The organism is Burkholderia sp. LMG 13014 (assembly GCF_905232215.1).
Taxonomy (GTDB): Bacteria; Pseudomonadota; Gammaproteobacteria; order Burkholderiales; family Burkholderiaceae; genus Burkholderia.
Map to the genome: position 1 here is coordinate 1 of NZ_CAJNKE010000186.1, position 10386 is coordinate 10386.

The window sequence follows — 10386 nt, forward strand, 5'->3', positions numbered from 1 at the left end:
GCATTCTTCCCAGTCGGCGGCGCCTGTCTGCCTGCGATGTAGCTTGACCCCGAAATGGCCGAGGTTCAGCGCCGCATACAGCGCGCCGTCGCGCGGGTCGGCAAGCACCATGCTGACGGGCTCGCCCGCGAAGTGCGGCTCACCGGGCGTCCAGCCGCCGTGGCGGTCGGGCTGCAGGACGAACAAGCCCTTGCGGGTGGCGACGAGCAGTCGATCGTTCATGTGCGATGTCTCCTGATGGCTCGACCTGATGTTCTGGCACTGGATCGGCGCTTACGTGCAAGTTCCTTTATCCGCCCGTCAACGCCTGCACGACATAGACCCGGCTGGCGTCGCCGAGCACATCGGACAGATGTTGCCGGTCGCGTATCGGCTGGCCGTCGATGAATACCGACAGGTGTTTGCGCAGCGCACCCTGGTCGTCGAGGATGTAGCCGCGCAGTCGCGGCTGCTCGCCAAAAACGGTGTCGAATGCGTCGCCGAGCGTGCGGGCGTCGATTTCGCGCTCGGGCGTTTCGATATGCCGCTGGATCGAAGCGGCGAAGAAGAGGTGCGCCATGGCGGTGGCTGGCAGGAGCCGCGCGGAGGGGACGGTCTGTAGTTTAGGCGATCCGTCGGGGGCGGAACGGTGGCGTTGCGTAGTCGCGGTGCGCCGGCGAGTCGGATCCGTCCCGGTCGACACGATCCGGCGATTCGGCAACAATCCTGCCCGGATCGTCATCGCATGCCGGATTGGGCCGCGATGCCGATCGACGGTCGCACACGCTCCATTTACCAATAAAGGAAACCCTTGCCATGCCGCGATCCGCACTGTCGATCGTCAAACCCGCCGTCGACGATATCGTTGCGGGCCGCAAGCAGGTGGAAATCCGGTCGTGGGCGCCGCCGGCCCTACCGCTGCGCGATCTCGTGCTGGTGCAGAACACGATCTTCCTGCGACAGGACGGGCACGAGGATCCCGACGGTATCGCGCTCGCGTTGGTCGACGTCGTGGGGGTACACGACTGGACGCCTGATGAAGCCCGCGCGCAAGGCAAGCCATGGTGTGCCGGGTACGTATGCTGGGAACTGACGAATGTGCGGGCGATCGATCCGCCTTTTCCGTGTGTCGCCCGGCGCGGCATCTATGCGTTGGCGGAGGGCTCCGGCAAGGTGTCCTGATGATTGCGTCTGCATCCGGGCTGCGCTGAGTTCCTTCTCTTCACGAGACAGGGCGGTCGCGAAACGAATGGTCACCCGGCGCGCGCCGGTGACGTGCGCTAGACCGGAATCGACCGCCCGCGAATCCTGATCCCGAGCCGCACGACACCGATCACCGCATTCGACAACCACGTGAGCAAGCGCGGCATTCCGCGCCGGCGGATATCGAGCAGCAGCACGATCCGCACTTCGTCGCTGTCGTTCCACACCTCGTGCATGAACGTGTCGTCCCACAGCAGGAAACGCCCCTCTTCGAGCCGGTATTCGTGGCCGTCGATCTTCAGCACGGCGGCCGGCGTGCCGTCCGCGCGCTTCGGCATCGACAGCACCAGATAGCCGCGCAGGATGCCGCGAAACGGCCCGCGATGCGGGGGAATGTGCTTGCCGGGTGCGAGGAACGACAGCGATGCGGACAACACGTCCGGCGACGCCGCGACGATCGACGCGATGGTCGGGCAGCGCGACAGGTTGCGCGGGAACGGCTGGCCGTACGCCTGCATGATGAACATCCGCCAGTCGCGGGCATCGTTGGCCGAGATGTCGTACTGCTCGCGCATGATCTCGTGAAAGCGCGGGATGCGCGGCATGTCGCGCGCCACGGCGAATGCCTCTTGCTGGATGTCGGTCCACGCCCGGACGAAACGCTCGGCGTCGGGAAACGCGGCCGTGTCGAGCACTGCGCCGCCGTCGAGATGGCGGTCGTACAGCGTGCGCAGCAGGCCGGCTGCATAGTCGTAAGCGACGGACATGGTCGATCGAAGGGCGATCCGTAAGGGATGACGTCAGTCTGCCCGAAGCGCGGCGGGCGCTGCGTTACGTCAGGTTACGCCGGCTGACGAAAGAATGACAGTTTCATGAACGTCCGTCCCGAGCGCTCCCGGCGCCGGAGAAACCGTGCGGTTCGGGTCGCGACGCGCGGGAATAAATGCACGCGCTCCGTCGTCATACGGGTGTAGCACGTCGTCTCGTTGACTTCTCAAGGAGTGGAACATGAATACGCATTGGCTGGTGGCCGCCGCCGTGGCGGCGATTTCTCTCGCGGGTATCGCGCCGCAAGCGTCGGCACAGGCACTGACGCGCGCGCAGGTCAGGCAGCAACTGATCGACGCCGAAAACAACGGGCTGCGCTTCGTGACCGATACGTCGTATCCGGACGTGAGCCCGCTGTTCCAGCGGCAGGCCGAACAGATGCCGCAGCATCAGGCCAGCACGGCGGTCGGCAGCGATCCGGCCGCCGCCTCCGAAGCGGGCAAGCCGGCGACGATGTCGCCGCGCCAACGATCTGCCGCGTGCGTCGGCCCCGCGAGCTTCTGCTCGATCTATTTCGGGAGCTGACGCAGCCGCCTGCGTGCGCAGGTCAGGCATTCGATACGGTTGATCGATACGGAACATTGAAGGAGTTCATGATGAAAACATATATCGCAGTCCTGACGATGATCGGGGCGATCGTCGGTCAGTCGGCCTTCGCGCAATCGGCCGCGCCGTTGACGCGTGCGCAGGTGCGCGACGAATTGATACGCCTGGAGGCAGCCGGATATGACCCGGCGAAGGGAGACGAAGGGGAGTATCCGGCGGACATCCAGGCGGCAGAAGCGAAGCTTGCCGAGCAGGACCGGGCGAGGATGGCGGCTGCCGCCGCGCATGCACCGGCGCCCGCCACGCCGGCGCAGACCGGCAACTAGGTGCCGCCATGGTCTTGTGTGAATTCAGGCCGTCGTGTTCGCGGCACGGCAGTACGGCAGCCCTTCGTGCCGCTCGACGCGGCAGAAGGGCGCCGGCAGCGGTGCCGGTCATCGCGCGCCGCTTCGCGCGGCGTCGCGATCATCTGGCCAGCCGCGCCAGATGGGCGGGCAGGTCATTCGTGCGATGAACCGGAACGGCAGACAGTATCGGTCTCGGCGGCCACCCGGCTCATGCGCGCGATGGCCTGCCGTGCCGCCAGCGTGGCGATCACCAGGGCATCATGCGCTGCACGACCTGATCGCGCAGCACGAAGCGGTGCGCCAGCGCGGCGGCTACGTGCAGGCAAATACCGCCGAACAGTGCCCAGGCGAGGATGCCGTGCACGTCGCCCATCGCGTGGCCGAATCCGGAGCCGGCCGCCGACAGCGCGGGCAACGGCACGATCCCGAGCAGCGTCACGCCCCATGCGCGCGACGACGCGTTGATCCAGCCGAGCAGCGGCACTGCGATCAGCAGCGCGTAGAGCGCGAAATGCGTGACGCCCGACAGCGCACGCATCGCGGGCGGCAGGTCGCTCGCGGGCGGGCGATGCGTCACGCGCCACAGCACGCGGCAGACCATCGCGGCAATCAGCGCGGTGCCCACGAGCAGGTGCGCGGCGATCAGGCCGATGGGCTGCGTGTCGCGATGCACGTCGGGCATCGTCCAGCCGATCGCAAATTGCGCAACGATCAGCGCGACGATCAGCCAGTGGAGAAGGCGTGCAACGGCGTCATATCGGGCGGGCGTGGACATGAAGACTCCTGGCGTACGACGGGGATGGTATCGGTCGGGTGGATTCTACGGTCGTATCCTTAACGAAACGTTAAGCACGCGACGGCCGCTCGTCGGGTTCGCCGGCCGGCACCGGTCCGCCCGCGTCCGCCGACGGCAGCGTAATCGCGACGCCGAGGCCGTGCCCGCCGATGCCGACCCCGAATTGCACGGTGCCGCCGAAGTACTGGGCGATGCGCGTGACGATCGACAGCCCAAGCCCGCTGCCGGGCGACTGCGCGCCGCTGCCGCGATAGAAACGGTCGCCGAGCCGCTCATGCTCGCCGGGCGCGACGCCCGGCCCGTCATCGCGCACGACGATGCGTTGCCGCGCACCGTCGTCGTGCACGCCGATCTCGATGCGACCGCCCTGGCGGCCATACTTGATGGCGTTGTCGACGAGGTTGTCGAGCAGGATGCCGATCAGGATCGGATCGGCTTCGATCGCCCGTCCGGCTGCGGTGCCGGCCACGAGGTCGATGGTCTTGTCCGATGCCTTCGCGAGATGGCGATCGATGGCGGCGTCGACGAGTTCGCGAACGACGACGGTGCGCGTCGGGATGCGTTCGTACTCGTCGAGCCGCGCGAGCAGCAGCAACTGTTCGGCGAGCCGCGCGCTGCGGTCGACGCCTTGAACGACCCGCTGCATCGCCAGTTGCTTGCGTGCCGGATCGTCGGTCGCGATCGCCACCTGGGCCTGGATCTTGATCGCGGCGAGCGGCGTCTTGAGTTCGTGCGCGGCGTCGGACGTGAACGCGCGTTCGCGCACGATCGATTGCCGCAGCCTGGCCAGCAGGCGGTCGATTGCGTCGACCAGCGTGCGCACCTCGTCCGGCACGGTGGCGATGCCGAGCGGCTCGAGCGATCGCGCATCGCGCGCGCCGATCAGCGTCGACAGTGTCTTCAACGGCGCGAGTCCGCGCCCGATCAGGTACCAGAGGAGCAGCGCCAGCACCGGGAGTGCGACGATCAGCGGCAGGACGATGCCGCGCGCGATGCCCGTTGCCAGATCGCTGCGCGTGTTGGCGATCTCCATCACGCGTATCCAGCGTCCGGACGCGTCGTCGCGCAAAGTGTGCGTGCGCCATAACGCGCCGCGAACGACGATCGTCTCGGGGGTGCCGCGCGGGTTGCGCGTGTCGGGCAACCCGACCGCCTCGGCGGGAAGGCTGGACGCGACGACATGGCCCTGCGCGTCGCGTACCTCGAACAAGACGTCGCGCGGCAGTCGATCGCCGTCGGTTTCAGGGTCGGCGCTCGCATTGCCGCGCCCCAGTTCGATGCGTGCGTCCGGCGGAAGACGGGCGAAGCGATCGAGGTCGGCGGGCGACAGATTGACCAGCAGCGACGCATATTCGACGAGGCGGGCGTCTTCCCATTCGCCGATCTCGCGGGTCGCATGACGGAAGCCGCCGAATACGGCGACGAGCCACACGACGGTCACGCAGCCGAGCGCCATCGACGACACGCGTCGCCGAATCGAGCGGGAGATCATGCGAGGTCGACAACGTAGCCGATGCCGCGGACGGTGCGGATCAGTTCTGCGCCGAGTTTCTTGCGCAAGTTCGAGACGTGAACCTCGATTGCATTGCTTTCGATGCCCTCCTGCCAGCCGTACAGGGTGTCTTCGAGGCGCGCGCGCGACTGCGGCGCGCCCGGGTGGCTGACGAGCTGAACCAGGATGGCCCACTCGCGTGACGTCAGCGCGATGCGCGATGCATCGCGCGTCACCGTGTGGGCGGTCAGGTCGATCGTGATGTCGCGCCACACGATTTCGTCGCCGGCGCGGCCCTGCGAACGGCGCACGAGCGCACGACAACGGGCGAGCACCTCGGTCAGCTCGAACGGCTTCGCGAGATAGTCGTCCGCGCCGTCGTCGAGGCCGCGGACCCGGTCGGCCACGGTGCCGCGCGCGGTCAGCACCAGCACGGGGACCGTGTCGCCCGCATCGCGCAATGCGCGCAGCAGCTCGGTGCCCGATTTCCCCGGCAGGCCGAGATCGAGCACGACGAGCGCGAAGCGCGTCGTCGCGAGCGCGGTGGCGGCCGCGTGACCGTCGCGCAACCAGTCGACGTGATAGCCGGCCTGACTCAGGCTGATCTCGAGACCGCTGCCGATCAGGTCGTCGTCTTCAACAAGGAGGAGTCGCATGGTCGATTCGGGTGCAGATGCCTGCGATTGTACGAGTGCCGCCGTGCATGCCGTGCAACGGATTGTAATTGTGCTGCATCAAGCTTCTCCCGATTCTGAAGAACGCTTAAGGTTCGCCACCGTCAATCCCGCTACCATCGGCCACACCATTTCTCGGGTTGTTCTTCGCTGCCCCGGATCCCGAACCGGGTCACGCATGTCCGGCACATGCCGTGTGTGCTCGCCCGTCAATCCTCGACCCCTCCGATCGATCTGCGATCGACGCGTGTCGTCCGCACGGGAGATTCTTTCACCATGGCATTCTCGACGATCGAGCGATGGCGCGCCCACCTGCTGGTCGCCGCACTGGCCGGCATGTTCATTCAGTGTTTCGTGCTGGTGTCGCTGCTCGCATGGCGCGTACCCGAAGCATTTTTCACGACGATGACGTTTCGCGTCTGGGCCGTCATCGCGGTCGCCACGGCGATCCTTTCGGCCCGCAAGCTTGCCGGCGTGGCGTTCCGGGCCGCGGTCGCATGCGGCTGCGTGCGCGTGACAGGAATCGATCGCCGTACGGTAGTCGTGTCATCTGATTGCGCGTATCGTCGCTGGGTCGTCCTTCACATCCGGCTCCACGGGAATCGATACGGCGGCGCGCACGGGTGAACCCGCGTGCGCGCGGCGGCTCTCGGGTGTCGTGGTCGTCCGGGTCACCACTGGGGAGAAGCATGGTTTTGCTGCATGTGCTGCGCGCGCTGGCCGGGGCAATGTCGATCGTCTGCGGGCTGGGCGTGTTGTTGGGCATTGCATACACGGTGACGGCCAGCGTGCTGGTCGGCCGGTTCTTTTCCCGGGCAGCGGCCCAGCCGCGCGATTATCCGGGCGTCACCGTCGCGAAGCCGCTGCACGGCGACGAGTGGCAACTCGTACAGCATCTTGAAAGCTTCTTCGTACAGAATTATCCGGGGCCGGTCCAGCACCTGTTCGGCGTGCACGATGCGAGCGACAAAGCCCTCGCGGCCGTCGAGACGCTGCGCGCGCGCTACCCCGATGCGAACATCAAGGTCGTCGCCGACGCGCGGCTGTACGGGCCGAACCGCAAGATCGCGAATCTCGTGAACATGCTCGAACACGCGGAGTATTCGGTGCTCTGTCTCGCCGACAGCGACGTGCTGGTCGAGCGCGATTATTTGCGTGCCGTCGTCGGCGCGCTGCAGCAGCCGGATGTCGGCATCGTGACGAGCGTGTATCGCGGCATCGCATCGCCGGGCTTCTGGCCCGGTGTCGCCGTCGCGATGACGAACTACCATTTCCTGCCGGGCGTGATCACCGGGCTCTTCATCGGCCGCGCACGGCCATGCTTTGGCCAGACGATTGCGATCACGCGCGCGACGCTCGAGCGCATCGGCGGGCTTGCGCGTTTCGCGCATCATCTGGCCGAGGATCACGCGCTGGGCGAAGCGGTGCGGCAGGTGGGCGCACAGGTCGTCATTCCGCCGTTCGTCGTCGGGCATGCGTGTGTCGAGGAGACGTTCGCCAAGCTGTACGCACACGAATTGCGCTGGAGTTGCACGATCCGCGCGGCGGACCGGCTCGGTCATGCCGGCTCGGTGCTGATGCACCCGGTGCCGCTCGCGCTGCTTGCGCTGCTGTTCTCCGGCGGCACGGCAGCCGCGTGCGGGCTGGCGGTCGCGGCCCTCGCCGCGCGGGCGCTGCTGATGCTGAAGACGAGCCGGGCGACCGGCGCGGGCCTGCGCGGTGCGCTCTGGCTGCCGTTCGTCGATCTCCTGCAGTTCTTCGTGTTCGTGTCGAGCTTCTTCTCGTCGCATGTCGTGTGGCGCGGCACGCGCTTTCGCGTCGACCGGGAAGGCCTGCTGTCGCCGGCGAGCGAGTCATGACGACGCCGACGAACCCCGGTGCCGATGCCGCGCAGCGGAACGCCGCACGGGGCGACGCGCGGCTGCGCCATGTGGGGCAGGTGGCGGCGCTGGGCGGGCTGGCGCTCGCCGTATGGCTGATCTGGCGCGAGCATCCGCTGGAAATCCTGCATCGCCTGCAGATCGCCGGCGCGGGGCTGTTGCTCGCGGCACTGGCGCACATCCTGCCGATGCTCGCGAACGCGTGGGACTGGCGGATGCTGATTCGCGGCCCGCGCCGGCCATCGTTCGCGACGATGCTGAAGCTCGTCTGGATCCGCGAATCGATCAACGGGTTGTTGCCGGTCGCGCGGATCGGCGGCGAGATCGTGTCGTTCGGCCTGCTGAGGCAGGCGGGCGTGCGGCCGGCAACCGTCGTGGCCAGCCTCGTCGCCGACATGCAGCTGACGCTGATCAGCCAGCTGGTGTTCGCGCTGGTCGCGATCGGCTACGTGCTCGAGCACGTGTCGTCGGATGCCGCACGGGTGGCCGGCAACCTCGCGATCGGCATGGCCGCGCTGGTGCCGGTGCTGCTGCTGTTCGCGCTGGTGCAGCATGCGCGGCCGTTCGAACGCGCGATGCGCGTGCTCAACCGCGTCACGAGCGGCAAGGTGGTGGCGCTGGTCGGCGAATCGGCGCGCACCGATCAGTCGATCCGGATGATCTGGAGAAAGACCGGCATCGTCGTGCGCTATCTCGTGATCTGGCAGACGCTGCAGTTCGTGGGCTATGCGCTGGAAATCTGGCTCGCGTTGTATTTTCTCGGCGCGGAGCCGACCTTCGCGCAGGCGCTCGCGATCGAGGCGCTGATCCAGCTCGTGAGCAGCATCGCGTTCCTGATGCCGGGTGGCCTCGGTGTGCAGGAGGGCGGGTTCGTGCTGATCGGCGGGCTGCTCGGGTTCGACCCGCCGACCTGTCTCGCGCTGGCCGGCGCACGGCGCGTGCGCGACCTGCTGTTCTATCTGCCGGGCCTGCTGGCGTGGCAGTGGGCGGCCGGTTCGGCGAACCGGCCGGGTGGAACGAAACGCGCGACGTTGCCCATCGGGGAATCGGCCCGGCCGCGTTGATGTGACGGGGCAGCCCGTGCCCGCCACGCGCGGCGGGCGGCGCGGGGAATCAGCGTCGTTCGTCGGCGAGATGGCTGCGGATCACGTCCGCGAACGACGTGTCGCCCTTCAGCCCGAGCGCCTCCGCGCGCGACGTGTCCCAGCGGCCCGGCCAGCTGCCGACGATCTTCTCGACACGCTCGTCCGGCACATGACGGATCAGCTTCACGACTTCGTCACCCGCGACTTCGCGCAGCGCCGCGATCATTTCGTCGACCGATACCGAAATGCCGGGGAGATTGATCACACGTTTGTTGCCGAGCTGCGCGCTGTCGATCTCGCAGCCGGCGACGAGCGCTTCGATCGCGCCGCGCGGCGACAACAGCCACAGCCGCGTCGAACCGGGCACCGGGCACACGCTTTCCTCGCCGTTCAGCGGCTCGCGGATGATGCCGCTCGCGAACGACGACGCGGCCGCGTTCGGGCGGCCCGGCCGCACGCTGATCGTCGGCAGCCGCAGCACGCGGCCGTCGACGAAGCCGCGCCGCGCGTAGTCGCACAGCAGCAGCTCGGCGATTGCCTTCTCGGCGCCGTACGACGATTGCGGGTTCAGCGCAGTGTCGTCCTGCACGACGTCCGGCAGCGCGCCGCCGTAGACTGCGACGGAGCTCGTGAACACGACGCGCGGCCGATGGCCACGCGCGCGGCACACTTCGAGCAGCGTGCGCGACGCGTCGAGGTTGATCCGCATGCCGAGATCGAAATCGGCCTCGGCCTGCCCGCTGACGATCGCCGCGAGATGGAAGATCGCGCCGGTGTGGGTGTCGATCGCGCTGTCGAGCACCGCGCGGTCGGCGATGTCGCCGACGATCGACGTCACGCGCGCGTCGCCGAAATCGCTGCCTGCGACGACGTCGAGCAGCACCAGCTCGTCGATCTTCTGGCTCCGGCCGTCGGGGCCGGTCAGTTCGCCGCGCTCGAGCAGCTTGCGCGCAAGACGCTGGCCGAGAAAGCCGGCGCCGCCGGTGATCAGTACTTTCATTTGAGTTGCCCTCTTCGAATGCTTTGAATTACAGGTAAGGCTTGAGCCAGCCGAGCCCTTCCGACGTGCCGGCCTTCGGGCGGTATTCGCAGCCGATCCAGCCGTCGTAGCCGAGCGCGTCGATCAGCGCGAACAGATACGGGTAGTTGAGTTCGCCGATATCCGGCTCGTGACGCTCGGGCACGCCCGCGATCTGGATATGGCCGATGCCCGCGAAATCGCGCTTGAGCTTCATCGCGAGATCACCTTCGACGATCTGGCAGTGGTAGCAGTCGAACTGCACCTTCACGTTCGGCGCCCCGATGTCCGCGCACAGCGCCTGCGCGTCGTCCTGCCGGCTCACGAAGTAGCCGGGCATGTCGCGCTGGTTGATCGGCTCGATCAGCACCGTGATGCCGTGCGCGGCGGCCGCCTGCGCGGCGTGGCGCAGGTTCGCCACGTAGGTGTCGCGATGGCGCGCGTGGTCCGCGCCCGGCGCGACCAGGCCGGCCATCACGTGCAGCTTCTTGTTGCCGAGCACGCGCGCGTAGTCGAGCGCCTGGTCGATCCCGCGCCG

13 protein-coding genes and 1 pseudogene are annotated in these 10386 nt (G+C 67.6%); 6 read left to right on the forward strand and 8 right to left on the reverse strand.

Annotation, left to right across the window (positions count from 1 at the left end; translation table 11 throughout):
• Together JYJ84_RS18950 and JYJ84_RS18955 are read right to left on the reverse strand one after the other, a co-directional pair.
• Window positions 1-222 (reverse strand): annotated as a pseudogene (locus JYJ84_RS18950) (exo-alpha-sialidase); the annotation flags it as partial.
• A 67-nt stretch (window positions 223-289) separates the two neighbouring features.
• Window positions 290-559, reverse strand: coding sequence for a MoaD/ThiS family protein (locus JYJ84_RS18955; RefSeq protein WP_122947957.1), 270 nt, complete (start codon window positions 557-559; stop codon window positions 290-292).
• Window positions 560-795: 236 nt separating this feature from the next.
• On the opposite strand from JYJ84_RS18955, the gene JYJ84_RS18960 reads away from it, so the two are divergent.
• Window positions 796-1161, forward strand: a complete 366-nt coding sequence (locus JYJ84_RS18960) for an ASCH domain-containing protein (RefSeq protein WP_122947956.1) — start codon at window positions 796-798, stop codon at window positions 1159-1161.
• 98 nt (window positions 1162-1259) lie between these two features.
• Here the strand turns inward: JYJ84_RS18960 and JYJ84_RS18965 are convergent, their stop codons facing one another.
• Window positions 1260-1949 (reverse strand): aspartyl/asparaginyl beta-hydroxylase domain-containing protein, encoded by a 690-nt coding sequence (locus JYJ84_RS18965; RefSeq protein ID WP_122947955.1) that lies wholly within the window; start codon window positions 1947-1949, stop codon window positions 1260-1262.
• A gap of 241 nt (window positions 1950-2190) precedes the next feature.
• On the opposite strand from JYJ84_RS18965, the gene JYJ84_RS18970 reads away from it, so the two are divergent.
• Together JYJ84_RS18970 and JYJ84_RS18975 are read left to right on the forward strand one after the other, a co-directional pair.
• Window positions 2191-2535 (forward strand): DUF4148 domain-containing protein, encoded by a 345-nt coding sequence (locus JYJ84_RS18970; protein WP_122947954.1) that lies wholly within the window; start codon window positions 2191-2193, stop codon window positions 2533-2535.
• A 71-nt stretch (window positions 2536-2606) separates the two neighbouring features.
• Complete coding sequence (locus tag JYJ84_RS18975) at window positions 2607-2882, forward strand: DUF4148 domain-containing protein (protein WP_122949611.1); 276 nt, start codon at window positions 2607-2609, stop codon at window positions 2880-2882.
• Window positions 2883-3150: 268 nt separating this feature from the next.
• Here the strand turns inward: JYJ84_RS18975 and JYJ84_RS18980 are convergent, their stop codons facing one another.
• The 3 genes from JYJ84_RS18980 to JYJ84_RS18990 form a co-directional block, all read right to left on the reverse strand.
• Complete coding sequence (locus JYJ84_RS18980) at window positions 3151-3678, reverse strand: cytochrome b (RefSeq protein ID WP_122947953.1); 528 nt, start codon at window positions 3676-3678, stop codon at window positions 3151-3153.
• 70 nt (window positions 3679-3748) lie between these two features.
• Window positions 3749-5191: an ATP-binding protein gene (locus tag JYJ84_RS18985; protein ID WP_122947952.1), complete on the reverse strand. Its 1443-nt coding sequence runs from the start codon at window positions 5189-5191 to the stop codon at window positions 3749-3751.
• Window positions 5188-5847, reverse strand: coding sequence for a response regulator (locus JYJ84_RS18990; protein ID WP_122947951.1), 660 nt, complete (start codon window positions 5845-5847; stop codon window positions 5188-5190). Before JYJ84_RS18990 ends, JYJ84_RS18985 begins: the two co-directional genes overlap by 4 nt.
• 294 nt (window positions 5848-6141) lie before the next feature.
• On the opposite strand from JYJ84_RS18990, the gene JYJ84_RS18995 reads away from it, so the two are divergent.
• The 3 genes from JYJ84_RS18995 to JYJ84_RS19005 all read left to right on the forward strand — a co-directional run bounded on the left by JYJ84_RS18995 (window position 6142) and on the right by JYJ84_RS19005 (window position 8809).
• Window positions 6142-6492, forward strand: coding sequence for a hypothetical protein (locus JYJ84_RS18995; protein ID WP_122947950.1), 351 nt, complete (start codon window positions 6142-6144; stop codon window positions 6490-6492).
• Window positions 6493-6554: 62 nt separating this feature from the next.
• The gene (hpnI, locus tag JYJ84_RS19000) at window positions 6555-7724 is read left to right on the forward strand and encodes a bacteriohopanetetrol glucosamine biosynthesis glycosyltransferase HpnI (protein ID WP_122947949.1); all 1170 of its coding nucleotides are present in this window, start codon (window positions 6555-6557) and stop codon (window positions 7722-7724) included.
• Complete coding sequence (locus JYJ84_RS19005; protein WP_122947948.1) at window positions 7721-8809, forward strand: lysylphosphatidylglycerol synthase domain-containing protein; 1089 nt, start codon at window positions 7721-7723, stop codon at window positions 8807-8809. The genes hpnI and JYJ84_RS19005 overlap by 4 nt, the downstream gene beginning before the upstream one ends.
• Before the next feature lie 49 nt (window positions 8810-8858).
• Here the strand turns inward: JYJ84_RS19005 and denD are convergent, their stop codons facing one another.
• Together denD and JYJ84_RS19015 are read right to left on the reverse strand one after the other, a co-directional pair.
• Complete coding sequence (denD, locus tag JYJ84_RS19010) at window positions 8859-9830, reverse strand: D-erythronate dehydrogenase (protein WP_122947947.1); 972 nt, start codon at window positions 9828-9830, stop codon at window positions 8859-8861.
• A gap of 28 nt (window positions 9831-9858) precedes the next feature.
• Window positions 9859-10386 (reverse strand): hydroxypyruvate isomerase family protein (locus tag JYJ84_RS19015; RefSeq protein ID WP_205189370.1); only part of this gene is annotated, 528 nt, incomplete at its 5' end.

Coding starts and splice junctions, on each gene's coding strand:
- JYJ84_RS18955 (WP_122947957.1), bottom strand. CDS start 559: ATGGCGCACCTCTTCTTCGCCGCTTCGATCCAGCGGCATATCGAAACG.
- JYJ84_RS18960 (WP_122947956.1), top strand. CDS start 796: ATGCCGCGATCCGCACTGTCGATCGTCAAACCCGCCGTCGACGATATC.
- JYJ84_RS18965 (WP_122947955.1), bottom strand. CDS start 1,949: ATGTCCGTCGCTTACGACTATGCAGCCGGCCTGCTGCGCACGCTGTAC.
- JYJ84_RS18970 (WP_122947954.1), top strand. CDS start 2,191: ATGAATACGCATTGGCTGGTGGCCGCCGCCGTGGCGGCGATTTCTCTC.
- JYJ84_RS18975 (WP_122949611.1), top strand. CDS start 2,607: ATGAAAACATATATCGCAGTCCTGACGATGATCGGGGCGATCGTCGGT.
- JYJ84_RS18980 (WP_122947953.1), bottom strand. CDS start 3,678: ATGTCCACGCCCGCCCGATATGACGCCGTTGCACGCCTTCTCCACTGG.
- JYJ84_RS18985 (WP_122947952.1), bottom strand. CDS start 5,191: ATGATCTCCCGCTCGATTCGGCGACGCGTGTCGTCGATGGCGCTCGGC.
- JYJ84_RS18990 (WP_122947951.1), bottom strand. CDS start 5,847: ATGCGACTCCTCCTTGTTGAAGACGACGACCTGATCGGCAGCGGTCTC.
- JYJ84_RS18995 (WP_122947950.1), top strand. CDS start 6,142: ATGGCATTCTCGACGATCGAGCGATGGCGCGCCCACCTGCTGGTCGCC.
- hpnI (WP_122947949.1), top strand. CDS start 6,555: ATGGTTTTGCTGCATGTGCTGCGCGCGCTGGCCGGGGCAATGTCGATC.
- JYJ84_RS19005 (WP_122947948.1), top strand. CDS start 7,721: ATGACGACGCCGACGAACCCCGGTGCCGATGCCGCGCAGCGGAACGCC.
- denD (WP_122947947.1), bottom strand. CDS start 9,830: ATGAAAGTACTGATCACCGGCGGCGCCGGCTTTCTCGGCCAGCGTCTT.